Raw genomic sequence first — 25,055 nt, 5'->3', positions numbered from 1 at the left:
AGAGAATGGCAAATCTGGAAACAGAAATTGAAGTTACAAAAGATAGGAAGCTATATAATTGGATGCAATATTTTTGGTCAAATTACAGTGTAGTATTTGCTTTTATTGTACTGTTTATCGTTGCATCTATCGCGAGTGATCACTTTCTTTCACCGCTAAATATAACCAATATGCTTAGACAGATATCTGTTATTGGGATTCTAGCAGTTGGGATGACCTTTGTCATACTAATTGGAGGCATTGATTTATCTGTTGGTTCAGTTTTAGCTCTGACAGGTACCATCGTAATGGCATCACAAGTTGACTTTGGTACATCTATTTTTACAGCTATATTATTTGGATTAGTAGCTGGAGCTCTGATAGGGGTCGTTAATGGAGTAATTATTACCTATGGGAAGATAGCAGCATTCATTACAACATTAGCTATGATGACGATTGCACGATCAACAGCATTGTATTATGCAGATGCTGGTGCAATAGCAGGTTCTAACATGGATTATCGGGCAATTGGAAATGAGTATTTATTTGGTATACCGATTCCTGTTTATATATTTGCAGTTGTAGTTGTAATCGCATTTATCTTACTAGAAAAGACAACATTTGGCCGCCATATTTATGCAGTGGGCGGTAACTCGAGAGCAGCACACTTATCTGCAGTGCCGATAAACAAAATTACGATTATGACCTATATGATTTGTGGTTTAACAGCCGCGATTGGTGCTGTCATTGAAACTTCTCGTCTAAATTCTGTATCAACTTCAAGCTCTGGTTCAATGTATGAATTAGATGCAATTGCCGCAGTTATTATAGGTGGAACCAAGTTGACAGGTGGTCAAGGTCGAATTATAGGAACTGTGTTCGGTATATTAATCCTTGCAATACTAAGCAACATTATGAATCTCCTAAATATTTCACCCTATATTCAAGGTGTTGTAAAGGGGGCGATCATACTAGTAGCGGTATTGTTGCAAAAGCGTAGTTGATCTATTTTTATAATTTCTAAGGGGGAAATAAAATGAATATGAGAAGGTTTTTTCAAATTTTGGTAATTTTGGTGGTAGGTTTTATCTTGGCTGCTTGTCGTGACGATGCAGAGCCTTCCACAACTGATGAAAATAATGAACAGGAAACAGCGGAAGAAAATACTGAAAATGCAGATGAAGAGTCAAACAGTGACGCTAGTAACTCAGATAGTTACACAATAGGTATATCCTTGCCAGCTGCCGGTCATGGCTGGATGGGGGCTATGGTTCAAAATACTGAAGCAGCAGCTGAGGAGCTTGCAGAAGAGAATATCGATTATAGCTTAGTAACATCTTCAGACCCAGCAGCGCAAGCATCTGATATTGATGATCTCATTACTCAAGGTGTTGATGCGATTGTAATGTTACCAATCGAATCTGCTGCATTAACACCAGCAGCAGAAGATGTTGCAGAAGCTGGAATTCCATTAATTAACGTAGACCGCGGTTTAGAAACAGAATCTTATCGTACTTATATCGGTGGTGACAACTATGGTATTGGTAGAGTAGATGCACAGTACTTAGTTGAAGGTTTAATCGAAAAGAATGGTGAGCCAGCTGGTAAAGTAGTTGAGATTTCTGGTGTACCTTCTACTGTGACGGATTTAAGATCGCAAGGCTTCCGTGATTATATTGAAGATTATCCGGAGATAGAAATCATAGCTAGTCAACCTGGTGACTTTACTGCAGAAGCTGCATTAGCGGCAACGGAAAACATTCTGTTAGCGAACGATGAAATTGATGCTGTTTTTTCCCAAGATGATGATATGACTGTTGGTATTGTTCAAGCAATCAGAGATGCACAACGTGAAGAGGAAATGTTTATAGTAAGTTCAGGTGGTATGAAGGAAATTTATCATATGATGCTAGAAGGTACGATGCCAGAAGTAAAGGTATCGGTTACGTACTCACCTAGACAGGGTGCTATTGGGGTTAATCTAGCAGCTAAAATTCTAAAAAATGAAAGTCCAGAAGGTTTCGAAGGTGAACTAGTACCACATGATATTGTTCTTGATGCAACGCCGGTTACACCTGAAAATGTAGAAGACTATTACGATGAGGATGCAAATTATTAATGGTCATAAGGTTTAGGGGGCATAACCAATGCTCCCTAAAATCCTCCTTTAATGAATAATACAAGGTTTATCTAGTTAAGTTTATAAATTTATAATGGAGGTCTTCTCATGAAATTAGGAGTATTTGCAGTATTATTTGGAGATCGTTCCCTTGATGAGGCGTTAGATATTATTGTTGAAAAGGGGTTAGATGCTGTTGAAATAGGGACGGGAGGATATCCTAGTAATGCACACTGTAATCCAGCTGAATTATTAGAAAATCCTACTAAACTACAAGCATTTAAAGAATCTTTTGAAAAAAGAAATTTGGAAATTAGTGCTCTAAGCTGCCACGGAAATCCATTACATCCTCAGTTAGAAATAGCAAATAAGCATCATCGCGAATTTGAAAATACCGTAAAACTTGCTTCTGAATTAGGCGTGGAAACAGTTATCACTTTTTCAGGATGTCCAGGTGAATCGGAACATTCAGAAAATCCAGTTTGGGTTACTGCAGCTTGGCCGGATGACCATCCAGAGGTATTGGATTGGCAGTGGAAACAAAAGGTTATTCCATATTGGAAAAAGCAGAATGAATTCTTACAAGCATACGGTGTCAGAGTAGCGATTGAACCACATCCGGGTTTTGTCGTTTATAATACGGAAACAAGTTTAAAATTGAGAGAAGAATGCGGAGATCGGATAGGTGTTAATTTTGATCCAAGTCATTTATTCTGGCAAAATATGGATCCTGTTGTAGGGATTAAAGAACTTGCTAAGAATGATGCACTATTTTATTTTCACGCAAAAGATACAGCAATAGATCCCCAAAATACTGCTGTTAATGGCGTTTTAGATACAAAACCATACAGTGATGAATTACACAGGTCTTGGATTTTTCGAACGATTGGTTATGGAAACGGAGAAGAAATATGGAAGCGAATCATAAGCGCTTTACAACTTGTTGGGTATGACGGCGCTATCAGTATCGAACATGAAGATAGTTTAATGTCTGTCGAGGAGGGGTTTTCAAAAGCAACAGATTTCCTTAAAGAATTAATAATAAAAGAAAGGCTTGGTGAAATGTGGTGGGCATAAACACGCAACAAGTTCGAGTTGGTATGATTGGTTACCAATTCATGGGGAAAGCACATAGTCATGCGTATCGTGACATTCCATTCTTTTTTGACGAGGGCTGTGAACCCATACAACAGGCAATTGCAGGCCGCAATGAAGAAGCGGTCAAAGAAGCTGCTGGCGCTTTGGGGTATAATTCTTATGAAACGGACTGGAGAACATTAATAGAGCGGGATGATATTGATTTAGTCGATATAGTAACCCCAAATAATACGCATACAGAAATGGCGATTGCTGCTTTAAAAGCGGGGAAACATGTGCTTTGTGAAAAGCCATTAGCCTTGTCCTTGTTAGATGCTGAACGCATGCTTGAAGTAGCTGAAAAGTCGAACACTATCCATATGATTTCTCACAACTACCGTTATGCCCCTGCAGTACAATATGCAAAAAAGCTAATAGATGAAGGAAGATTAGGAAAAATCTTTCATGTTCGAGCACAATATCTCCAAGACTTTATTATGGATCCTTCCTTCCCATTAGTTTGGAGGTTGAAGAAGGAAGTTACTGGGTCTGGTGCATTAGGTGATATTGGGGCACATATTATAGACCTTTCTCGTTTTCTTGTTGGTGAAATGAAAGAAGTTAATGGTATGTTGGAAACTTTTGTTAAACAAAGACCAATCGGAGAAATGAGTGGAGGCTTAAGTGCAAGTGTCGATTCAGAAGAAATGGGAGAAGTTACAGTAGATGACGCTGCAATTTTTATGAGTCGTTTTGAAAATGGCGCACTCGGTACTTTTGAAGCAACTAGATTTGCTGCAGGAAACCGTAATGCAAATCGCTTTGAAATAAATGGTGAAAAGGGATCTATTCGTTGGGATTTAGAAAATATGAATAATTTAGAAGTTTTCTTTACTGATGATGAAGAAGGTTTACAAGGATTCAGAACGATAAATTGTACCGAAGAAGTACATCCATATATACGTGCGTATTGGCCAGCAGGTCATATTATTGGTTATGAACATACCTTTTTAAACATGATCTCCGAGTTGATGAAAGGCATTAAAAATGGGTATAGTCCAAAGCCTAACTTTGAAGATGGAGCCAAAAATCAAGCTGTTTTGGAAGCCGTCCAGCAGTCCAATGAAACAGGGGGTTGGGTTAATGTGGCGCAATTAAGAGAACAAGCGAGAAGAAAGTTAATTCATTCCTAGAGAAAATAAGCAAACTTTTCATATAAAAAATTGTAAAATTAGGAGTTTCCTATAAGACTATGATGGATTTTTTGCACAAACAACAGGTGAACTTTCTTTTAACTATGTACAAAAAGTTGTCATAACGGGCTTTATCAAAGAAAATGGTAAAGGTTATATAGTATAAAAAGGAGTTTAAATAACAAGTATTAGGATGATTAGAATTTATTTTAGATAATAGTACTTGTGGTAGTGTTGCTAGTACGGATTAACCATCGACAATGATCAAGTAGAAGACTAGGATGTCAAAAAATGGAGAAAAATAGGGGAGATATAGACAGTGATATCTCCCCTTATCCATAGTACATAGTAGTCTGATCCACATGGAAAAGTAGATCCAGGAGAGACCATGGAATATGATCTTAATTGGATGTGTAGTAACAGAAAGGAGATTATATTATTTATAAGCTTACTTATCTGTTTTTTTATAATTCAAAAGAAATGAATTTTCTCTATTAAATTTATTTCGCGCTAAACGTTACTGTATCAAGAAACTATCCCAAAGTTGATTCTCGGATCACTAATTCATGGTCAAGTATCACATTTTCCACTTCTTTTCCTTGAATTTTATCAATGATCATTTTTGCGGCAATGTTCCCCATTTTATACATTGGCTGCTCAATGGTAGTAAGAGTAGGGTTTGTCATACTAGAAAATTCAATTTTGTCAAAGCCTACTACAGCAATGTCATCAGGTACAGACAATTTGTTATTATTAATTTCTTTTAATGCGCCTATTGCTAGCAAATCAGAAACAGCAAAAATTGCAGTTATTTTCTCATCGAGGTTTAGAAATTTTTTCATTGCTTGCTGTCCTTTAACAAAATCCAACTCCTGAGAATAATAAATCCAATCACTCTTTGCGTCTATACCAGCTTCGTCTAATGCACGTTTGTAACCAGCTTCGCGTTGTCTAGCATAAGTGAATTTCACATCGGAGTTAATGAACGCTATTTTTGAATGTCCAAGTGATAATAGATGTTTAACGGCGAGATAGGCGGCATTCTCATTATCGATGGTTACATATGGGATGGTACTATTTAATGTGTATTCACTACATTGGATAATAGAATGTTTTTCTGCCATTTCGATTAATGTATCTTTGTCAACTTGAGGATCCATTGAAATAATTCCATCTGCCATTTTCTTTCTTGCTAAATCAAAATATATTTTTTCTCGCTCAGGATTTGAGTCTGTTTCACATAATAAGATGTTGTAATTACTTTTTAATGCTGTATTTTCAATTCCGTTAATTATTTTTGAATAAAAAGGATTTGAAATGTTTGGAATTAGTACTAATAATAATCTTGTTTCAGAATTTCGAAGGTTTCTTCCTAGGATACTTGGTTCATAATTTAATTGTTTAATAGCCTTTTCCACTTTAATTCTAGTTTGTGGAGAGACCGTTTTTTGTCCGTTTAAAACTCTAGAGACTGTAGCAATAGAAACACCGGCATATTCAGCTACTTTTTTGATGTTTGGCATTCGTCGTTACCTTCTTTCTATTCTGTCAGGAAATCGTTTACAGTGAAATAGTATAAAACCGAGTTTGTTTTGTCAACGATATATTTCTAAATATACTGAATAAGATGAAATTACTCTTTTGTTAAATGTATGCAAATGAATTGTAACTTATTAAAATATATTATTTTTTGTAATAAAAACGATAGGTAGGGTAAAAAGTTCAGGTTTACATTGTAAAAAGAAGTATGTAAACGTTACAAATTTGGGTGGTCCAATCTATTGGTTTACTGGAGACATTCTTTGGTAAGACAGTGCTGATATTAATCAAATTTGGTCAAGAAAGCAAATTATCAAAGAGAAACAGGTAAGTGATATCAAAGACTTATTATACTTTCATTAAAATAAGGGGAAGTTATCATGCAAAAATTAAAGATTGGAATTATTGGTGTCGGACGGATTGGTAAAATTCATGCTTACAATGCTCTCCATTCTACTAATTTTGAACTGAGAGCTATATCTGATGTATCAATCGGTCAATTAGACCATTCCTCTTTACGAGAGAGTGTGCCAATCATAACGAATGAACCTGAAAAAATCCTAACTGATAGCGAAATTGAGGCTATATTCATATGCTCAAGTACAGACACGCATGTGGATTATATAAAAAAGGCAGCTAGTGAAGGGAAACATGTTTTTTGCGAGAAGCCGATAAGTCTTCATATTCATGATACCTATGAAATTTTGGACATTGTGAAAAAAACTAATATTAAATTTCAGGTTGGCTTTAATAGGAGATACGATAAACATTTTAAAAAGGCTTATGAATTAGTTAGAAAAGGAGTAGTAGGTACCCCACATATTATCAAGATTACTTCTAGAGATCCTGAACCACCACCAGAACAATATATTGAACAATCAGGTGGGATGTTTATGGACATGACTATTCATGATTTTGATCTAATTCGTTATCTATCAGGACGAGAAGTGGAAGAAGTTAGTGTTAAGACAGCTAACTTAATTAGTCCTATCTTTCATAAGAATAAAGACGTAGATACAGCAATCATAACATTGATTTTTGATGATGGATCACTTGGTGTAATCGATAATAGTAGACAAGCAGTATATGGATATGACCAACGCATTGAAGTGTTCGGTGAAAAAGGTTTAATAAAAGTAGAAAATGAAAAAGAAACAAATCTTGAAGTTAGTACAAAAGATTCTGTTGTGGTAGCACAGCCAAGTTATTTTTTCTTGGATCGCTATTATGATGCTTATCAAAGTGAAATTGATGCTTTTGCAGATTCCATACTATTAAATAAATCAACGTTAACTCAGTTGGATGATGGATTGAAAGCTGAGATATTAGCATTAACTGCTAAGAAGTCTGCGCAAGAGGAACGCTCTGTTAAAGTAAATGAAGTTTGTGCTGATTATGGATTGCCTTATTTTTGATGGCTTCTGTACCAGCGGTAAGAGATTTGGTGTTTGAAGAAGGAGTGAAAAAAATGAAAAAAAACATGACTATTTTTTTTATTGGCCTCGTTACGATATTTGTGTTACTAGGATTTTTTGTGAACTATCAAAATAATAAGTTAGCTGAAGAAAATCCTTATGGAAAAAGCTCTTTACATCCAGAAACAGTTGAACAGCTAGATGATCCAAATTATCAAAATCAAATCTTGCCCGATATACTAGATGAACAACTAACAGATCAGGAAGACGTCACGGTATACTTTTACAGCCCTACATGTGGATATTGTAAACAAACGACTCCTATAATAGTACCTTTAGCTGAAGAAATGGGGATGGATTTAAAAAAATTAAACTTGCTCGAATTTCGGGAAGCCTGGAGTACATTTAATATTGAATCAACCCCAACAGTTGTTCACTATGAAGATGGAAAAGAAGTTGCCCGAGTTAAAGGTGCTGATGTGAATTTTGAGCGTTTTTTTAATACGTATGTGCTAGATAACGAGTAAGGGAGTAATGTTTATGGTTGATAGTCATTTGTTTTGGATGGGAGAGAGGGTTTATGAAAAAAAAGCTAGTTTTAATATCTACAGTTTTCTTGTTTAGTGTATTTACTTTATCGGAGGGTAATAATGCACAATCTACCGAAGCATCTAATGAACAAGTAAAAATGGAAACGAAATCAATAGATGATGCTGATTATATAATAAGTAGTATCGAAGATTTGATTTCACTTGTAGATCGTTACAAGGATACTAGAGAGATTGCTAATGAAAAAGTTGCCCGAATCTTAAATGTTCATCTTACATCAGTTAATATTTATGCTGAAAATGATGAAACAGAAAAAATGGCAAAACATCTAGCTAGCTTTCAACAATTACTTGATTATTATCAACAGGATGAATTAATCTCTGAGAACGCTTTTGGTGTACTTAAAACCGGTGCGAAATATTTGGCAGAAGGAAAAACAGTTAAGGGGTTTACACTTGTTGCACAAGAGGCAGCTTTTACTTTGAATGGTACCGAGCGAGAGGTATGGACTTATAACGGTGAGACTCCAGGTACAGAAATTCGCGTGACTGAAGACGATATTATACGTGTTCATTTAGTAAATGAATTACCAGTACCTGTAACGATTCACTGGCATGGTGTCCCTGTACCTAATCAGATGGATGGGGTACCAGGAGTAACGCAAAACGCTGTTCAACCTGGGGAGACATTTTCCTATGAGTTTGTAGCAGATACACCCGGAACTTATTGGTATCATTCTCACCAACATAGTGCTTTTCAAGTTGATAAAGGTTTATTTGGCTCTATCATAGTAGAGGAAAAAGATGCTGAATATGATCAAGATTACACACTTATAATGAATGACTGGATCGGTGATAAAGAACTGTATGATGAGGTTTTAGGAGGAAATTATCCAACAGTAGAGGCGCCTGTAGAAGTATGGGATACGTTTACGATGAATGGTGAAACGAATGACCAAATAGAGCCCCTTGATGTTAAAGATGGAGATCTTGTTAAACTACGCTTCATTAATGTTGGAAATTATGATTATACACTACGTTTTTCTGGTACAGAATTTAAAATCACTCATACAGATGGTCAACCAATTAATAAACCCGAAACTTTTACTAATAAATCATTATTAACTAGTCCTGGACAGCGGTATGATGTGGAATTTATATATGACGAAAATCAGGATATTGTAATCGAAAGAATGGCAGATATGTGGTTAACAGATAATACAGTAATAGAGTTTGAATCTGTAGGTAGCGGTGATAATAGTATAGAAGTGGAGAAGACTATTATAGATGATTCGGTTGAACCTATAGACATTTTAGATTACGGACAACATAAAAAAGGAAAATTTACTGACATTAAACAATTTGATAAGGAATACCGATCAGATTTAGGGATGAAAGAAGATGGCTCAATGACTATTAATGGTAGCGTTTATCCTGAGGAGTACGAGCCTATTTGGGTGAATAAAGGTGACATTGTTAAGCTTACGTTAACTAATGATACCCCTTTGCCACATCCGATGCATTTACACGGACATTTCTTTGAAATAATATCTCGCAATGGAGAGGATTTGGAAGGTTCACCTATTAGTAGAGATACTATACTAGTAATGCCTGATGTTGAATATGAAATAGCTTTTGAAGCAGATAATCCTGGCAATTGGATGTACCATTGTCATAAGCTACAACATGCAATGAAGGGAATGTCGACTATGGTACGATATGAAGATTACGAATTACCTTTCACTCCTGATGCAGGAAATATTATAGAATAATTTGATAATTATATTTGTAAATAAATTTTAACCTACTAAAACAAAATGGTAAGCGTTTACTTGATAGAGGTATGAGAAAAAGGGTTCGTGACTTTATTAGATAAAACTGAAAGAAGGAGAGAATATGAATGAAAAAAAGATTCGTTTTATTATTTTTAATTCTATCCATTTTTCTGGCCGCATGTGGAAATCCAGCTGCTGATTCTATTCCAGGTGATGATTCAAAAGGAGGTAAGATGCAATTTTATGTATCCGGGGATACTATAGAAGGCTCGGCATTAACAAAAATGTCAGAAAAATATACGGAAGAGATGGGAATAGAAATAGAGGTGGTAGATGTTCCATACAGTGATATGGTAACTAAAATCACGAATATGATTCGAGCAGGAGATCCACCTGCATTAGCTCGTGTAACAGGGTTTAACCCGGCATGGGAAGGGCAATTAATCGATCTATCCAAAATTGCAGAAGATAATAATGTGATGGTTGATATGGGGATAACAGTTGATGATGAATTAGTAGCTCCTCCAGTAGACCTTACAGCAGTTGGTATGTTTGTAAATAAAGATTTGTTTGATGAAGCAGGTGTCCGTTATCCAACTAGTGAAGATGATATTTGGACTTGGGAGGAATTAGTATCATCATTAAATGAAATATTGGAAAAAACGGATGCACAATACGGTATGGTAATGGATGATTCCGAACACAGACTGAATGCTTTCTTATACCAACATGGTAGTAAAGGTTTTTACCAAGATGGTGATCAATATACAACAAATGAGGAAACAAAAGATGCACTAGAAAAATTTGTTGAATTAAATGATAATACCATCATGCCAAAGTCTGTATGGACAGCAGGTGAAGACGCTTCTTCGATGTTCAAAAGTGGAAGAGTTCCTGTTTATATGTCAGGGTCTTGGCAAATTACAGATTTTGCTTCGAATATAGAAGATTTTGAATGGGAAGCTGTTTATATGCCATATGAAGATGTTAGAGCTACCAATCTTGGTGGAAACTATTTGGTTGGCTTTGAAGGATCTGGTCAAGAAGAAGAAGCAAAACAATTTATTGATTGGTTGTATCAAAAAGAGAATTATGAAGAGTTAGCAACATATGGAGGTTATTTACCTGTAAAGGAAGATGCAGAAGTAGAATATGAACTTGCTCCGGAAGCATATGTTGTTTATCAAAATGAGATTGCTGCTTCTGATCCAATTGCCAGTCAGCAGCGAAATGAGCTTGTTCGAAAACAATTGGTTTCAAAAAGAAGTTTAGCTAGTACCTTGGCAGATGAAATGATTAAAACATTGAATGATGAGCAAAGCGTAGCAGACACCTTAGAAAATGTAAAAAAAGAGATGACAGATGCTTACGTAGAATAGCACTTTCAAATAGCGACCACCAAAATGGTCGCTATTTATTACGGATCTTTCCATGTAATAGCATGAAGGAGGTTGTGTAGTGTGAAAAAATGGCCTTTTTTATTTATTTTTGCTAATTTGGTACTGTTTATATTATTTTTTGCTTGGCCGGCATTATTAGGTGTTTACTATTCCTTTACAGAATATAACGGAAATATAGCGACATTCGTTGGTCTTGATAATTATATTAATCTATTTCAAGATCCGAGTTTTTATAAAGCACTGTTTAGGACATTCTTATATACGTTGTTAGGAGTTCCCTTCATATATGTAACGTCGCTAATTATTTCGGTATTACTTGTAAGCAAATATACAAAAGGGAAGAATGTTGCAAAGATGATATTCTTTTTCCCTTGGTTAGTTTCTCCGATTGTAGTTGGTATCCTTTGGCGATGGATGTTCGGTGAAAGCTTTGGGTTTATAAACTATATGATCCAAGTACTTGGTGGCAATCCAATACCATGGTCTTCCGATGGCAATTTCGCCTTTTTGGTAGTTTTATTTGCAACTGCATGGGCGGGAACTGCTTTTAATATGTTGATTTTTATAGGTGCTTTGATAAGTATTCCCAAGTCTCTATATGAAGCAGCAGATGTTGATGGTGGTACAGCTTGGCAAAAATTTTGGCACATTACATTACCTTCCATTAGATCTACTTCCTTTTTAGTCATACTATTGGCTGTGTTTAACTTAATGAAAGAATTTCCAATGGTCCAAGCTTTAACAAATGGAGGACCAGGTTCAGATACTACTTTTATTGTGCAATATATTTATGAGACAGGTTTTGATCAATTGAAAATAGGATATGCTAGTGCAGCCTCTATGGTCTTATTTGTAGTACTTCTAGTATTTGCCTTACTACAATTCCGTTTTGCTAAAGGGGGAAAAATAGATGACTAAGCTGAATGATCGATTTTCCACTGTAATGTTAACAACAGCACTTGTCATTGTAGCATTGATGTACCTTTTTCCTATTATATGGTTATTGCTCAGCTCGTTAAAGCCTGGTAGTGAATTGTTTTCCTATCCGTTAAATATCTTGCCTGAAAACCCAACCATAGATGGATATATATATTCATGGGCAACAATGGCGTTTATAAAGTATTTTGCCAACACACTGATCGTAGCTATAGTAACAACGGTATTGACCGTGCTGGCCAGTGCGACTTGTGGATTTGCATTAGCAAAATACAACTATAAATGGTTACATGTATTCTTCATATGTATGTTGGCTACTACAATGCTCCCAACAGAAGTGATCATGACTCCAACATTTTCCGTTATCTTGGAGTTGGGTTTATATGATAGCCTAGCCGGTTTAATTATCCCATCGATCAATACTGCCACTGGAATATTCATGTTCCGGCAATATTTTATAACTGTTCCTAATGATCTAATAGAATCTGCTAGGATAGACGGAGCAAATGAAGGGAGAATATTTTTTGATTTAATGTTACCGATTGCAAAACCTGTTGTGATAACTTTAGCTATTTTTTCTTTTCAATGGAGATGGAATGATTACATATGGCCATTAATCGTTTTAAGTGATCCTAATAAATATACCGTTCAAATCGCTTTAAGAAGTATTGTTGGAGCAGACAATATTGATTGGGTGCTATTACTTTCTTCTTCAATTATTTCATTAGTACCAATGATTTTGATATTTATCGTCTTTCAACGGTACATTATGGATACAAGTGCTACTTCGGGTTTAAAAGGATAGGTGAAGATTACAAATCGGGAGGTTTTATGCATGAAGACTTATAAGAAACTGATCAAAATAAATGATGTCATCACAACAACTTTTTTGGAAAGACAAATATTAGAGTCCAGAAGTCGCTATTTTGGTGGGATTATTGACAGACATACTGGGATTCCTAGCCCCACTCATGTTGGAACAGGTAGTGTGATAGCAAGTTGGGTATCCGCATATGTGAATCCGGAATCTAGATACTACCATGACAAGCTGTTAAAAAATAGAATAGACTATGCATTAGATTATATGCTAACCATGCAACATAATGACGGGACGATATCACCTGGTTATACTAATTATCATTCACCACCTGATACCGGATTTGTTGTAACTGGGTTCTCGCAAATCTACCATTTACTCGAGGAAGATGGATCAAAAATGTTAGCATCGAAATTATATTTATTCTTAAAGAGATCTATGCCAGCAATGTTAACCGGGGGCTGCCACACGCCAAATCATCGATGGGTATTAACTTCTGCCCTAGCAAATCTTTATCATATTTTTAATGATAATATATTGGTGAGAAGAGCAGAAGAATGGCTAAATGAAGGCTTAGATATAACTAAGGATGGAGAATGGACCGAAAGAAGTAATGGAATATATAACGCTGTTAGTGATATCAGTCTTTATCACACTGCAATTTTATTAAATAAAACGGAGTTACTGGATCATGTACGCAATAATTTGAAAATGATGGTCTATCTAGTGCATCCAAATGGTGAAGTAGTAACAGAGTATTCTGGTAGACAGGACTTAGATAAACATTATGGTTTGTCTCCTTACCATTTGATTTACCGGTTGATGGCTCATCATGATCATAATCCTGTATTTCAAGCAATGGCAGATTTAGCAATTGAAACTATTTCTGAAATGGGACCTGTCAACAATCACATTTTGCTAGGTTATCTATCATTCCCATTTATTCAGAATGAGAATATAGAAAAAGCTGAACTACCAAAAGTTTATGAAAAAGTTATAAACGGTGATTATCCAATAAAGGAAAATATAAAGGCTTTGGAAAGCGTTGGTCATGAAAATCGCATCGAGCATAGCAGCATGCATACTTCCTTTGGTGCACCAATCGTAAGGTACCGTAATGAAGATATTAGCGCAACCATTATGACGAAAAACCCTTCTTTTTTCTCTTTGCGTAACGGTAAAGCAGAAATATTGGGTATTAAAATGTATACGAGCTTTTCCCCCGGATTGGTAGACTTTGATGAACTCGAGCAAATGAAATACGGTTATCGACTAACGAAAGTGTTAGATAAGGGATATACTGGTCCGATTCCTGGTCAATATCTACCCAAAAATAGTGAGAACAAAGGGATATGGTATTTACTACCACATCAATATCGAAACGTAACACATAACCAATCCTTTGAAGTTACCATTGATATAGTGCGAGAAGGTAATGATTGGACTATTCGTGTTTTAACTGATGATAGAGCGGATGTATTTGTTCAAATAGAATTTCTTTTTAGACTGAATGAAAAATTGAAAGGAGAAGGGTTGAAAAAAATCGGTGACCACTCATATTTTTGGGAAGATAATGATTTAACACTGTTGTCAGGAAGTGACAAAATTACGATTGAGTCAGGTGAATACGAACATTGGCAAGAAAACCTGGGAATTTCAGAGCACCATAACCTTAGAAAAGTAAAGGTAAATATGATTTCACCAATTAACAAAAAGTTCAGGTTGTTTACCAGTAGATAAGAGGTGGAATATTCAGATATTAAAATGTACCATCTGTTATACAAAGTAAATTTGACTCAAATAACAATTGCCTAAATATAATACGACTTAGTTTTCAAAGATATTAACAGCCAATTAGCAAGCCAAGCCATTATGCCAAAACAATTCTAAGAGGCAGACATATTAGTGTAAATATTAGTCGAATAAATGATAAAGTAATTAGCGATAAAATAAACAGTCCTCATCAGTGTTATTCTTTATTCAGCCGTTGAAACTACTTTTTATATGGTTGACCTTGCATTAACTACGACTGGCGAAGAGGTTGCTATTCATAAAAGGGTAGCAGAAGATTAGCTATCACCTATCGAATAAAAGCTGATAACGTAAAAGAAATTCTTCAATTGGAAGAAGCACATCGAACTATATTCGGAAGGGACCAATGGCTATGTAGCGTTCTATAGTTATGAAATTCTATATAGAGAAGTATGCCTTTATGCAGGAAGGGAATATTATCGTGAAGAAACTCACGTTAAATTCAGAAGAATTAAAGCGAATTATTCATAATTCACATATAGAACAGCTTCATTTAGATATAACACGTCAAAAACAAATATTGTCTTTAGTAAATTCAAATTCACCTTAAGTGCTTAGGGAAGCCTAGAAAAATGGATAGATATAACTACCAAAAAATGTTGAGTTTCTATTAGAGGTTAATCTGCTAGGTTATCTGTAACTGACTTTACCATCGTTCTAAATAACCTTCCCTATCAATTCTCTCATATTCCTATTTATATCCGTTCGTCAAAGATATGCATGGAAGAATCGAAAAGTTCTTCCATTAATCCATCATATAGAGACTTATTATAAAATGACTATTACGGTACTATTAGTATTTCGGTTCTATAATCGGCAGTGGCCGATTGACAAATTTAGGAGGGAGTGGGGTTATGATGCAAAAACAGGATAAATCAACCGTTATGCGCTGGTCTGATTTTTTTATTGAATAAACATCTTGTATACAATCGGTAATACATCCATCCATATCGTAGGCTTTTAATAAAGTTAAGATTGCACAGCAACGATCACTATCCATATCTTCTATTCTAAATATCAATGTGGAAAAGCACTCGTTCTCATCAATTCCATATACTCGAAAGTTGCATAGATGAGAGTTAGTTAACATAAACGGAATGGTATCCATACCATAAGGATTACAAACAAATTGATAGGATTCACCAGCTAATTGCTTTTGTTCTTTCAAGAGCTTTTCCATGCTATTACATATGCAGCTTTTTCTTTCCCACCTCATGCTTTACCCTCCTTACTTGATTTTACTAATATCCTATTTTTAAAAATTGATGTGGTGTGGGTTTTGAGGGGGAGTATATTATTCATCTAGTGCCTGTAAGTAAAATCGAATTTGACTGGCTGCATGAATGGCAATCGCTTTTGCTTCCCGTTTCGTATTACCCTCCGACATGACATATCCATAACGGTGCCCCATAGAACGTGGTGGTAATAAGAGTTGCCCTTTTCGTGGTTTTATAAAAACATCTAAAACACCATCATGTTTTTTGGCACGATTTTTACCTGTGACTTTCAATAATTTCCCCACAGAATGAACAATAATATAGTGTGTATATATACATTTTTCAAATGCCTTCGTTAGATTTGGAGCTTCGCCTAAGTATAGTCGAAGTGTTTGTTCAACCAAGTTAATTCCATAAGCTTCTTCAATCATACGGTTCATGGCTCCACCTGAAATTCTCGGGTTGGTTTCAATCAGTTTCCAGTCTTCATTAACACGTCGTAACTCTAAATGACAAGCTCCATTTTTCATTTTAAAATCCATTACCACTTGTTTTACTGTCTTGACTAATCCATCAAAAATCGAAGGTTCAATCTCTGAAGATATACTGTAACCAGTAATAATAAACCGCTCACCAATGGTAATCTCTTGCTCAATAACAGCAACAATATGAATTTCCCCTTTATGAACGATGACTTCAACCAAATATTGTGGCCCTATGATGTATTCTTCAATCAGTACCGGTTGATTTGGATAATTTTTTCGTAGTGATCTTATTCCTTGTTTTAACTCTTTTTTGTTATTAACTAAAACAACATCTTTTGAGCCTGTGGACTTTGGAGATTTTATAATAAGTGGAAGTTCTTGATTATATATCTCAATCCAATCATCTAATGCATCATTTTCATTTAGTTCTATAAATAAAGGGGTGTATTTCTTTTTCCGTAATAAGCGCCTCGTTATCATTTTATCTTCCATTGCTTTGACAGCATCTAATGAAATAGGATTCGCTTCACAGAACTCTGTACATAATTGAGAGGCTACGTATACATAAGGATCAATAAAGCTAGTAATGCAATGAATATCTAAACCTTCATTTATCTTTTCAACTACTAATTCCCGTATTTTTTCTACATTTGTGAGATTAACAATGAGTATTTCATCTATATCTGAAAACTCTTTTCTTTGTTTTAAAAATTTCTTTCGTCTTGTAAACAGAATAACAAAATATCCTAAACGCTTAGCTGCCTTTATTGCTTCACGGCTCGAGCCTGATTTATTCGTATCTAAAAAAATGATGGCTTTGTCCATCTTAGCGAACATCCTCTCAGCAAAAAACTACATCAATTTATAATTAATACATTATGCAATACCCGCTTGCCGTGATATATGACAGATTAAAAATATTGGCGTCTAATATATATAGTGAGACTATGATCTATGGGGATTTTGCCCATTTCACTGATCATTAGTGAAGCTTATCAGGGTCTTAGAGACGGTTAGCACCGTGATAAATAATAGATTTAAAGCTACAGGTAAAAAGGTCATAATCAAAACGGGTTACATAATTAAATTTCTTTAATTTTTTTATTGGTGAAGAGAACTACCCATACATTTGAATCAATTTCTAAGTACTATAGTTAAAGATGACATATAATTTTAATGAATAGGTGTGTGCAACTATGAAATCAATTGTGTTTCTAGGATCAAATAAATCGGGATCAAGTCGGGAAGCGATAAAAGCAGCGGAAAGAATGGGGTATTTTACCATTCTTCTTACTGATCGAGAAAGGTTTCTAGAACAGCGAACAGAATTTCCCGACGTTCACAAAATGGTATATATCGACGTGCACGACAATGAAGCCATTCAACAAGAAATTAAAAATTTTCAAGAACTTGGACTACAAATGATAGCTATTATAAGTTTTATTGAACCTCATGTTTATCAAGCCGCAAAGCTCTCTGAAAAATTCTGTCATACTAAAGGTTCAACAGAAGCTATTTACCTAATGGAGGATAAAATTCGAACACGAGAGATTTTAAAAGGGCATCCTGCTTCTTCCTTCTACTCGGTATTTACTAAAGAAGATGAAATTAATGAGTTCACTAATAAATATATTAGCAAACTTCCTCTTATTGTTAAGACACCTAACTCAACAGGGTCGAAAGATGTCATTCTAGCAACAAATGAACAAGAGTTTAAGGAAACAATCGAACAACTATTCCAACAAGGCAATCAATCTCCTATTTTAATTGAAGAATATTTAGAAGGCCCTCAATATTTAGTGGAAGTACTGGTGGAAAATGATAATGTTCATATCATTGGAATAATCGAACAGACCATTGAACAGGGAGAGCGATTTATTATAACTGGTTATAGCTTACTACCATCTTTCGGAAGTGAACAATTAGATGAGTTGTGTCATGTAATAGATTCACTTTGTAAAAGAATCAAGCTAAGGGATGGAGCAGCTCATTTTGAAATGAGAAGAATAAAAGGAAAATGGAAGCTGATTGAAGCGAATCCGCGGATATCAGGTGGAGTTGTGAATCGTTTAATCAAGGTTGGAACTGGATTAGATTTATGTGAGGAAACCATTAAACTTATTCTTGGTAAAAAGACAAAGGCCCCCCACACATTCTTACGATATGCACATGCCCATTATTTGACAGTAGACAAACAAGGAAAGTTGTTAAAAGTAACAGGCAAGAATCGAGCTTCCAGACATGATGGTGTGGTGGAAGTCTTTATCAAACCTCGTAAAGGTAAAAGACTACAGTCACCAATGTCGATGAGGCATCGTTATGGTTATGTGTTAGCAGTTGCTGAAGACAAAGAAAAAGCAATTCAAATAGCACGTGAGGCTGCTAAAGAGATTTCGTTTCATGTTGATTAAATAAATGAAAGGACGTGAACTATATTGACTACCATTGGTATGCTACATTATCGTAAAGATCCTAAAACAGTTTTTAAATCCTATACCTATGCAGCTGCGGCTAGAATAGAAGAGTGTGATTTTTATTATTTCACCCCTGGTATGGTAGATATGGAACAAGAAAAAATCAAAGGACTCTTTTATGAAAATGGAGCTTGGGTAGAAAAGGAAGTACCATATCCAGATGTCATTTTTAATGCAGGTGGTGCACTAACTGAGATGCAAATGAATGTACACGATCATCTTAGTGAAAGAATTCCTTTCACTAGTCATCCGATTGGTGACAAAATTTCTGTCTTTGAACGTATATTGAAAGGAAAAGATTTCGCACAATATTTAATACCTTCGGAAAAAGTCCTTAGCCTTCCGCGTGTTTTTGAGTTAATTGACGAGTATAAGGAGTTAATAATTAAACCAGTAGCTGGTGCTAGAGGGATAGACGTTATATCAATTAAAAAGAAGGATAATTTATATGAATTAAAAGAAAACAAAAATACAATTACACTATCCAAGACCGATCTTGAAGATAAACTAGCCAATCTAATAAAAGATGATGACTTTTTAGCTCAACCGTATATTGAAAGTAAAACGAAAGAAGGGTTCTCTTTAGATTTTCGTTTGCATGTGCAAAAAAGCAGGGAAGGAATGTGGATACTAACAACCATTTTCCCAAGAATTGCTGCTAATGGGATCGTTACGAATATTCATAGTGGGGGATATGTAAGTCCTTTTACTATTTTCTTAGAGACACAATTTGGCAATGAGTATTATAATATGAAGCGCTATTTAGAGCGATTTTCTATCCTCTTTGCTAACCATTTTGACAGCTTATATAAAGATCCCTTAGATGAATTAGGGATAGATGTCTGTTTGGATACTAAAGGTAAAATATGGATATTAGAGGTGAACTGGCGACCTGGTACTCCAGTTTTGTTCCATGGAGAAATAGATGTAGCCAAAAACACTATTTTGTATTGTAAATACTTGGAGGAAAACAAAGGTAACTTGTTAAATTTAGAAGTTGAATAGTTAGCTTAGAAGAAATCCTCAATGATATTCATATTTCTTGTCCTATGGATATGGTTATTTATAGCTTTTTTCTTAATTCCAGGTATGTGTCGGAATCTGAGATAGCCTATTGTTTCTCAAAGCGTTAGCAAATTGGCTTTTTTTGTCCTCCTATCATGTGATTCACCTATTTATGGTAAAATAATTCGACATTTCAAGCAATAGCCAATTTAGCCACACCATAGCTCCGTGTAGTTTATTTCATAATAGCTATCCCCATAGTTATTCAAGACGACATTACAAAATAATCTAAAGTTTTTTGTAGATGATCTATAAGATTAAAGTATCAACGTAGTATATTACATTTTATATACTATTTTAAACTAATGTTACAAATGATAGATTTGCACATTTTCATCATATTTTATCTTTATAATAAATGCATGAATAGCAGTAATAGGAGAGTAGAAATGAGAAAATTTGCATTATGGATAGCAACATTAATGATAATAAATACTATATTTATCCCAAAAGTTCATGGTGAATCGAATCCCCCACCAAATATCGAAAGTGAAGCTGCCATATTAATGGAAGCAGACTCAGAACAAGTTCTCTATAGAAAGAACGCCAACTCTCAAATGTACCCAGCAAGTCTTACGAAAATTGCCACTGCAATCTATGCCATTGAAAACGGAAATGTAAATGATAAGGTAACGATTAGTAGTAATGCAAGTTCTAAAAATGTAAAAGGTACCACTGTTTTTTTAGAAGAAGGTGAAAAAGTCACCTTATTACAATTGATTAAAGGCTTATTAATTAATTCTGGAAATGACGCAGGAGTAGCGATTGCTGAGCATCTAAGCGGTAGTGAAGAACAATTTTCGGAAGATATTAATCATTATCTTAAAAATGTGGTTGGTGTTCAAAATACTCATTTCAAGAATCCACACGGTTTATTTGACCCTGCACATGTTACCACAGCAGAAGATTTAGCAAAAATAACGAAGTATGCTATGGAAAACGAAACCTTTGAAGAAATCTTTGGTACAAAAGAAATGGAATGGGATGGAAAGGCATGGGATACCACCATTATAACTCATCACAAATTAGTAAAGGGAGAAATCCCTTATGAAAATATCACCGGAGGAAAAAATGGTTTTGTTCATCAATCTGGTTATACGCTAGCAACAACAGCAGAAGATGAGGATTTAAGTTTAATAGTGATTACCTTGAAAAGTAACGAAAGGAATGGGGTATATGACGATACTATCAAACTATTAGACTACGGATTTGGTCATTACAAAACATCTTATATTGATAAAGATACTTCATTTACTCTAGATGGAGACAAATATATAAATCCTGAGAAACGAGCATATACTCACACTTTTAATGATCAAATCGAAAAGCAGGTAACTCGAGATGGGAAATTGAGTATTGTCAATGAAGAGGAAAAAGTTATCCAATCATATAATCTAACAAAAGCAACAACAGACAGTAAATCACAGGCAGGAAAAGATTCTAATAAAGAAAATAGTCAAACTAAAGATAATTTTGAAATGAATTATCTGTTATTCGTTCTGCTTTCGGTATTCTTGTTATGCTTAGTGGTTGGTCATTTGTATCGCAGAAATAAATATTCTTAATATATACAAGCAGTCTACACATAATCTGCAACTCTCTAGGGCACTGTATAGATAAATAATGTAATGGAGGGATATCAATGACAAAAATAACAACTTCACTACTTTCTTTATTTGTAATCTTTGTATTAGCAGCTTGCGCTAATGAAACAGAGGAATCAAATCCAGATGGCACTGAAACAGAACAAAATATTGAAGAAATGGACATGGAATCTGAAGCACAAGATGAAACGGAAGATATGGATCATGATCATTCCGAAATGAATATGTCTGGATCAGGTGAGGTTCCGGAACAATTAGAAGAAGCTGAAAATCCAACTTATGAAGTAAACAGTCAAGCTATGATTGAAGCAGACCATATGGAAGGTATGAATGGTGCAGTAGCAACTATTATTGGTGCATACGATACTACAGTTTATTCCGTGTCCTACACACCAACAAATGGTGGTGATAGAGTTACAGATCACAAATGGGTTATACATGAAGAATTAGAAGATGTCGGTGAAGAGCCTTTAGAAATTGGAGATGAAGCAACCATAAATGCAGCTCATATGGAAGGCATGGATGGTGCAACAGCCGAAATAGACTCAGCAATTGATACTACTGTATATATGGTTGATTTTACTTTGACTACGACGAAAGAAGAGGTTACTAATCATAAATGGGTCATAGAAGATGAGTTGTCACCCAGTGAATAAATATGGTTAATCAAAGGGTTTCTTCAAATTGAAGAGACTCTTTTACTATTCTTGTAAAATATAAGAGTTCGTCTCCTTTTCTCTTAGTTAAGGAGCAGAACCATCTTTTGTGAGACGAACTTTTAGACAAAAGTTCGTCTATTGTAGTAAGTGCTTTAAAACTAGATCTTGAATTAATAGAAATACTAACCATCCAGATACACCTAAACCTATTGAAATGAATAAATGAACTGCATTTTGTAATGCGATATAAACGATTATTAACATAACGGCAGTTGCCGGAAATCCCCAAAGAACTCCTAACGCAAACTTACTTAAAGTTGTTGTCTCTTCTCCTTGAACATACAGCCATATTATGCTAAGTAAACTTACTAAAGGAAGAGCTGCTATAATTCCTCCATAGGCCGGAAGTCTTCTCGAAACTTCTGTAACAATCCCAATAACGACAGCTGAAACAATAATTTTCAATATCACATACATTGTTTAGCTCGCTCACTCAAAGTTTTTAGGGCATTTTCTATTAAACTTTTTTCATTTTCATTCAATTGATTTAACACGTGTTCTAATTTCTTTTCATCCAGACTGGTGTTTCGATATAAAACTTCTTCACCTAAATTTGTTAAAGAAAGAATTACTTTTCGCTCATCTTCTGTAGCTCTTTCCTTTTTTAAATATTTCTTAGCAATCATTCTTTTAACGTGCTCAGATGCCGTATTGTGTGAAACATTCAGGTGGGAAGCAACTTCACCAACTCCTATTTCTTTTCGTTTATCTATAAGTTGAAGGATACGTACTACTTGATGAGAAATTTTTTCTTTATGTGGATAGTGTAAATAAAAATAAATGTCAGTCCAATATTGATTTAATAGGGAGATATTATTGCTCATAAAAACCACCTTTTTATATCGTTTTATAAGATTATATCGTATATTTAGATGTAAAGCAAAGAATCAAGTTATCTTTTCTACAAAAAATTAGGGGTGTAGTAGCTCTCTGTATGTACGAGAGTTTTCCGCATGAAGGGTACAAAATAATTTGGGTAATATGTTAAGGTTGAGGAAATGTATTTAGTTATTATTTAAAAGCTCCTAAGTGAAAAGGAGAAAATGAAATATTGAAATTTTTATTTATATATCTTTTTGATTTTATGCTGCATTTACATGAGAATTTATACGGTAATGAACTGCAGTCTTTAATAGACGTGACATCCATGATTTTCAAGCTCCCTTTCTTATATATATTAGGATGGCAATGAATCAATTATCCGTTGCTAGTTGTATTTTTACCAGCTATTCTTCTCTGGCTCGGTTTGATGAGTAAGCTACTAATACAAAATAAATTAAAAGGCTTATCATCTAGAATAAGTTAAGCCTTTTAATTTTTGCAATATTGTTTAGAAGTACCTGAACACATAGTCATTAAATATAATATTGTAAGCGTTCTGCAAGAAGAAATGGATAAGTAGAAGAGCATTTAAATGAAACGCCCTTCTACAACCTATTGGCTCATCTTTTCTTTTTAATAATTTGGTCGATGATCCCATATTCCATGGCTTCTTGTGCGCTTAAGAAATAATCACGCTCTGTATCTTTTGCTACTTTTTCAACGGATTGACCTGTACGCTCTGAGATTATTTCGTTAATGTGACTTTTGAGTTTTAAGATTCTTCTAGCCGTAATTTCAATTTCTGTTGCCTGCCCTTTTGTTCCGCCAATAGGTTGATGCAACATTATTTCACTATTAGGAAGTGCATATCTCTTTCCTTTCGTCCCCGCAAGCAACAGCAAGGCTCCAAAAGATGCAGCCATTCCAGTGCAAATCGTTCTAACATCTGGTTTGATAAGCTCCATTGTGTCAAAAATGGAAAATCCTGCAGATGTGGAACCACCTGGGCTGTTAATATAAATGGAAATATCCTTTTCAGAATTATCAGCTTCCAAAAACAATAGTTGAGCTGTTACAATGTTTGCTACCTGATCATTAATTTCATCGCCTATGATAATGATTCGATCCTTTAATAATCGTGAATAGATATCATAGGAACGTTCTCCGTGACTTGATTGTTCAATGACATATGGAATCGTAGCCATATCAATTCCTCCTTTTCTATGCGGCCATAGAATACATATTGAGAGGTGTATATGAATGCGTTGGTTTCGCAAGCATAGGTGTTTCCGCCAAGGAATGTAAAGTGGAAATACAATCAATCAATATAACCGGATCATCTGCCTGAAGGGATTGGTATAACAAGTCATACAATTTCTTTCTTTCTTCTTCCTGCCAAAATGAATCGATGGACTGAAGGGAAGTGTTATTGTTTAATCTTTTTTTTGCTCTGTGCAGAGTTGATTTGACTGCCATTTCGGTTGTATCCAGTAAATCAGCTATTTCCCCTGATTGATAGCTGAATGCTTCTTTAAGCATGAAAATAACTGCTTGTTTTGGCGTTAAATGATTCACTAATAACTTCGCTAAATCAATCAATCGATCTGCCTTACTTGCTGGGTCTTCTTTTGATTTCTCTTCCGCTGTTTTAAAAACCTCGACCTTTCTTTTTTTTACGGTATCCATCCATTCATGGTAAGCAATTTTATTCAAAAGTGCTGCACTTATTTCAGATGAATGATAATGTTTCATCGCTTTAAAGAAAGTTTCTTGTATAAGATCTTCGGCATCCCATTTATTTTTAGCTAGAAAATATGAATATTTCTTCAGTTTCGGATATAATTGATGAAATTGTCTTTCTACTTCCATATGATAACCTCCTTCATTGGCAGAAAAACTTCTGTTGACATGCAATTGCATTCACTCCTTTGGAACCTCTCTACTTATATAACTAATTTGGAGGATAGAAAGATACGGGCAAAACAAAAATTTACTAATATTATATTTCAGTTTAAATAAGTAATGATTCAAATACCAATATGTTAGGTTATCCAATTTC

The 25,055-nt window shown here is 34.9% G+C and carries 22 protein-coding genes; 15 read left to right on the top strand and 7 right to left on the bottom strand.

The window, feature by feature from the left end; genetic code table 11:
* The first annotated feature begins 5 nt into the window (after nucleotides 1–5).
* The 4 genes from GHT08_RS07285 (at nucleotide 6) to GHT08_RS07270 (ending at nucleotide 4,368) form a co-directional block, all read left to right on the top strand.
* Nucleotides 6–983 (top strand): ABC transporter permease, encoded by a 978-nt coding sequence (locus GHT08_RS07285; RefSeq protein WP_163580773.1) that lies wholly within the window; start codon nucleotides 6–8, stop codon nucleotides 981–983.
* A 32-nt stretch (nucleotides 984–1,015) separates the two neighbouring features.
* Entirely contained in the window at nucleotides 1,016–2,098 is a 1,083-nt protein-coding gene (locus GHT08_RS07280; RefSeq protein WP_163580772.1) for a substrate-binding domain-containing protein, read from the top strand.
* Nucleotides 2,099–2,206: 108 nt separating this feature from the next.
* The gene (locus GHT08_RS07275; RefSeq protein ID WP_163580771.1) at nucleotides 2,207–3,175 is read left to right on the top strand and encodes a sugar phosphate isomerase/epimerase family protein; all 969 of its coding nucleotides are present in this window, start codon (nucleotides 2,207–2,209) and stop codon (nucleotides 3,173–3,175) included.
* Nucleotides 3,166–4,368: a Gfo/Idh/MocA family protein gene (locus GHT08_RS07270; protein WP_475404880.1), complete on the top strand. Its 1,203-nt coding sequence runs from the start codon at nucleotides 3,166–3,168 to the stop codon at nucleotides 4,366–4,368. Before GHT08_RS07275 ends, GHT08_RS07270 begins: the two co-directional genes overlap by 10 nt.
* A 533-nt stretch (nucleotides 4,369–4,901) precedes the next feature.
* Here the strand turns inward: GHT08_RS07270 and GHT08_RS07265 are convergent.
* Nucleotides 4,902–5,891: a LacI family DNA-binding transcriptional regulator gene (locus tag GHT08_RS07265; RefSeq protein WP_163580770.1), complete on the bottom strand. Its 990-nt coding sequence runs from the start codon at nucleotides 5,889–5,891 to the stop codon at nucleotides 4,902–4,904.
* 396 nt (nucleotides 5,892–6,287) lie between these two features.
* Here GHT08_RS07265 and iolG point away from each other — a divergent pair, with 396 nt between their 5' ends.
* From iolG to GHT08_RS07230, 7 genes are all read left to right on the top strand, one after another.
* The gene (gene iolG / locus GHT08_RS07260; protein ID WP_163580769.1) at nucleotides 6,288–7,322 is read left to right on the top strand and encodes an inositol 2-dehydrogenase; all 1,035 of its coding nucleotides are present in this window, start codon (nucleotides 6,288–6,290) and stop codon (nucleotides 7,320–7,322) included.
* 53 nt (nucleotides 7,323–7,375) lie between these two features.
* Nucleotides 7,376–7,849: a thioredoxin family protein gene (locus GHT08_RS07255; RefSeq protein WP_163580768.1), complete on the top strand. Its 474-nt coding sequence runs from the start codon at nucleotides 7,376–7,378 to the stop codon at nucleotides 7,847–7,849.
* Nucleotides 7,850–7,902: 53 nt separating this feature from the next.
* Nucleotides 7,903–9,642 (top strand): multicopper oxidase family protein, encoded by a 1,740-nt coding sequence (locus GHT08_RS07250; RefSeq protein ID WP_163580767.1) that lies wholly within the window; start codon nucleotides 7,903–7,905, stop codon nucleotides 9,640–9,642.
* 128 nt (nucleotides 9,643–9,770) lie between these two features.
* The gene (locus tag GHT08_RS07245) at nucleotides 9,771–11,024 is read left to right on the top strand and encodes an ABC transporter substrate-binding protein (protein WP_163580766.1); all 1,254 of its coding nucleotides are present in this window, start codon (nucleotides 9,771–9,773) and stop codon (nucleotides 11,022–11,024) included.
* Nucleotides 11,025–11,105: 81 nt separating this feature from the next.
* Nucleotides 11,106–11,963 carry a carbohydrate ABC transporter permease gene (locus GHT08_RS07240; RefSeq protein WP_163580765.1) on the top strand — a complete coding sequence of 286 codons (858 nt, stop codon included), beginning with the start codon at nucleotides 11,106–11,108 and terminating at the stop codon, nucleotides 11,961–11,963.
* Nucleotides 11,956–12,786 (top strand): carbohydrate ABC transporter permease, encoded by an 831-nt coding sequence (locus tag GHT08_RS07235; protein ID WP_163580764.1) that lies wholly within the window; start codon nucleotides 11,956–11,958, stop codon nucleotides 12,784–12,786. Before GHT08_RS07240 ends, GHT08_RS07235 begins: the two co-directional genes overlap by 8 nt.
* A gap of 30 nt (nucleotides 12,787–12,816) precedes the next feature.
* Complete coding sequence (locus tag GHT08_RS07230) at nucleotides 12,817–14,538, top strand: prenyltransferase/squalene oxidase repeat-containing protein (protein ID WP_163580763.1); 1,722 nt, start codon at nucleotides 12,817–12,819, stop codon at nucleotides 14,536–14,538.
* 865 nt (nucleotides 14,539–15,403) lie between these two features.
* Here the strand turns inward: GHT08_RS07230 and GHT08_RS07225 are convergent.
* Both GHT08_RS07225 and GHT08_RS07220 read right to left on the bottom strand, forming a co-directional pair.
* Nucleotides 15,404–15,826: a CotY/CotZ family spore coat protein gene (locus GHT08_RS07225; protein WP_163580762.1), complete on the bottom strand. Its 423-nt coding sequence runs from the start codon at nucleotides 15,824–15,826 to the stop codon at nucleotides 15,404–15,406.
* Nucleotides 15,827–15,904: 78 nt separating this feature from the next.
* Nucleotides 15,905–17,137: an ATP-grasp domain-containing protein gene (locus GHT08_RS07220; protein WP_163580761.1), complete on the bottom strand. Its 1,233-nt coding sequence runs from the start codon at nucleotides 17,135–17,137 to the stop codon at nucleotides 15,905–15,907.
* A gap of 371 nt (nucleotides 17,138–17,508) precedes the next feature.
* On the opposite strand from GHT08_RS07220, the gene GHT08_RS07215 reads away from it, so the two are divergent.
* The 4 genes from GHT08_RS07215 to GHT08_RS07200 all read left to right on the top strand — a co-directional run bounded on the left by GHT08_RS07215 (nucleotide 17,509) and on the right by GHT08_RS07200 (nucleotide 22,111).
* Nucleotides 17,509–18,723, top strand: a complete 1,215-nt coding sequence (locus GHT08_RS07215; RefSeq protein WP_163580760.1) for an ATP-grasp domain-containing protein — start codon at nucleotides 17,509–17,511, stop codon at nucleotides 18,721–18,723.
* Between the two features lie 24 nt (nucleotides 18,724–18,747).
* Nucleotides 18,748–19,791, top strand: coding sequence for a YheC/YheD family endospore coat-associated protein (locus GHT08_RS07210; RefSeq protein WP_163580759.1), 1,044 nt, complete (start codon nucleotides 18,748–18,750; stop codon nucleotides 19,789–19,791).
* Nucleotides 19,792–20,240: 449 nt separating this feature from the next.
* On the top strand, nucleotides 20,241–21,416 hold the full coding sequence (locus tag GHT08_RS07205; RefSeq protein WP_163580758.1) for a D-alanyl-D-alanine carboxypeptidase family protein: 1,176 nt from the start codon (nucleotides 20,241–20,243) through the stop codon (nucleotides 21,414–21,416).
* A 77-nt stretch (nucleotides 21,417–21,493) separates the two neighbouring features.
* Nucleotides 21,494–22,111 carry a YdhK family protein gene (locus tag GHT08_RS07200; protein WP_163580757.1) on the top strand — a complete coding sequence of 206 codons (618 nt, stop codon included), beginning with the start codon at nucleotides 21,494–21,496 and terminating at the stop codon, nucleotides 22,109–22,111.
* Between the two features lie 138 nt (nucleotides 22,112–22,249).
* On the opposite strand, the gene GHT08_RS07195 is transcribed toward GHT08_RS07200, so the two are convergent.
* The 4 genes from GHT08_RS07195 to GHT08_RS07180 form a co-directional block, all read right to left on the bottom strand.
* Nucleotides 22,250–22,591: a DUF3147 family protein gene (locus GHT08_RS07195; protein ID WP_163580756.1), complete on the bottom strand. Its 342-nt coding sequence runs from the start codon at nucleotides 22,589–22,591 to the stop codon at nucleotides 22,250–22,252.
* A complete protein-coding gene (locus GHT08_RS07190; protein WP_163580755.1) occupies nucleotides 22,582–22,998 on the bottom strand; it encodes a MarR family winged helix-turn-helix transcriptional regulator in 417 nt (138 codons plus the stop codon). The genes GHT08_RS07195 and GHT08_RS07190 overlap by 10 nt, the downstream gene beginning before the upstream one ends.
* A gap of 618 nt (nucleotides 22,999–23,616) precedes the next feature.
* A complete protein-coding gene (clpP, locus tag GHT08_RS07185; protein WP_163580754.1) occupies nucleotides 23,617–24,201 on the bottom strand; it encodes an ATP-dependent Clp endopeptidase proteolytic subunit ClpP in 585 nt (194 codons plus the stop codon).
* Nucleotides 24,202–24,217: 16 nt separating this feature from the next.
* Nucleotides 24,218–24,865: a sigma-70 family RNA polymerase sigma factor gene (locus tag GHT08_RS07180; RefSeq protein ID WP_163580753.1), complete on the bottom strand. Its 648-nt coding sequence runs from the start codon at nucleotides 24,863–24,865 to the stop codon at nucleotides 24,218–24,220.
* Nucleotides 24,866–25,055 lie beyond the last annotated feature (190 nt).

Origin of the sequence: Gracilibacillus saliphilus (assembly GCF_010994085.1) — a bacterium.
GTDB lineage: Bacteria > Bacillota > Bacilli > Bacillales > Amphibacillaceae > Gracilibacillus > Gracilibacillus lacisalsi.
Note: the sequence above shows the minus strand (reverse complement) of the source record. Positions and strands in the feature narration are given on the sequence as shown.

What these genes read in the sequence shown, in the direction of transcription:
- GHT08_RS07285 (WP_163580773.1), top strand. Translation starts at nt 6, where the DNA reads ATGGCAAATCTGGAAACAGAAATTGAAGTTACAAAAGATAGGAAGCTA.
- GHT08_RS07280 (WP_163580772.1), top strand. Translation starts at nt 1,016, where the DNA reads ATGAATATGAGAAGGTTTTTTCAAATTTTGGTAATTTTGGTGGTAGGT.
- GHT08_RS07275 (WP_163580771.1), top strand. Translation starts at nt 2,207, where the DNA reads ATGAAATTAGGAGTATTTGCAGTATTATTTGGAGATCGTTCCCTTGAT.
- GHT08_RS07265 (WP_163580770.1), bottom strand. Translation starts at nt 5,891, where the DNA reads ATGCCAAACATCAAAAAAGTAGCTGAATATGCCGGTGTTTCTATTGCT.
- iolG (WP_163580769.1), top strand. Translation starts at nt 6,288, where the DNA reads ATGCAAAAATTAAAGATTGGAATTATTGGTGTCGGACGGATTGGTAAA.
- GHT08_RS07255 (WP_163580768.1), top strand. Translation starts at nt 7,376, where the DNA reads ATGAAAAAAAACATGACTATTTTTTTTATTGGCCTCGTTACGATATTT.
- GHT08_RS07250 (WP_163580767.1), top strand. Translation starts at nt 7,903, where the DNA reads ATGAAAAAAAAGCTAGTTTTAATATCTACAGTTTTCTTGTTTAGTGTA.
- GHT08_RS07245 (WP_163580766.1), top strand. Translation starts at nt 9,771, where the DNA reads ATGAAAAAAAGATTCGTTTTATTATTTTTAATTCTATCCATTTTTCTG.
- GHT08_RS07235 (WP_163580764.1), top strand. Translation starts at nt 11,956, where the DNA reads ATGACTAAGCTGAATGATCGATTTTCCACTGTAATGTTAACAACAGCA.
- GHT08_RS07230 (WP_163580763.1), top strand. Translation starts at nt 12,817, where the DNA reads ATGAAGACTTATAAGAAACTGATCAAAATAAATGATGTCATCACAACA.
- GHT08_RS07225 (WP_163580762.1), bottom strand. Translation starts at nt 15,826, where the DNA reads ATGAGGTGGGAAAGAAAAAGCTGCATATGTAATAGCATGGAAAAGCTC.
- GHT08_RS07220 (WP_163580761.1), bottom strand. Translation starts at nt 17,137, where the DNA reads ATGGACAAAGCCATCATTTTTTTAGATACGAATAAATCAGGCTCGAGC.
- GHT08_RS07215 (WP_163580760.1), top strand. Translation starts at nt 17,509, where the DNA reads ATGAAATCAATTGTGTTTCTAGGATCAAATAAATCGGGATCAAGTCGG.
- GHT08_RS07205 (WP_163580758.1), top strand. Translation starts at nt 20,241, where the DNA reads ATGAGAAAATTTGCATTATGGATAGCAACATTAATGATAATAAATACT.
- GHT08_RS07200 (WP_163580757.1), top strand. Translation starts at nt 21,494, where the DNA reads ATGACAAAAATAACAACTTCACTACTTTCTTTATTTGTAATCTTTGTA.
- GHT08_RS07195 (WP_163580756.1), bottom strand. Translation starts at nt 22,591, where the DNA reads ATGTATGTGATATTGAAAATTATTGTTTCAGCTGTCGTTATTGGGATT.
- GHT08_RS07190 (WP_163580755.1), bottom strand. Translation starts at nt 22,998, where the DNA reads ATGAGCAATAATATCTCCCTATTAAATCAATATTGGACTGACATTTAT.
- clpP (WP_163580754.1), bottom strand. Translation starts at nt 24,201, where the DNA reads ATGGCTACGATTCCATATGTCATTGAACAATCAAGTCACGGAGAACGT.
- GHT08_RS07180 (WP_163580753.1), bottom strand. Translation starts at nt 24,865, where the DNA reads ATGGAAGTAGAAAGACAATTTCATCAATTATATCCGAAACTGAAGAAA.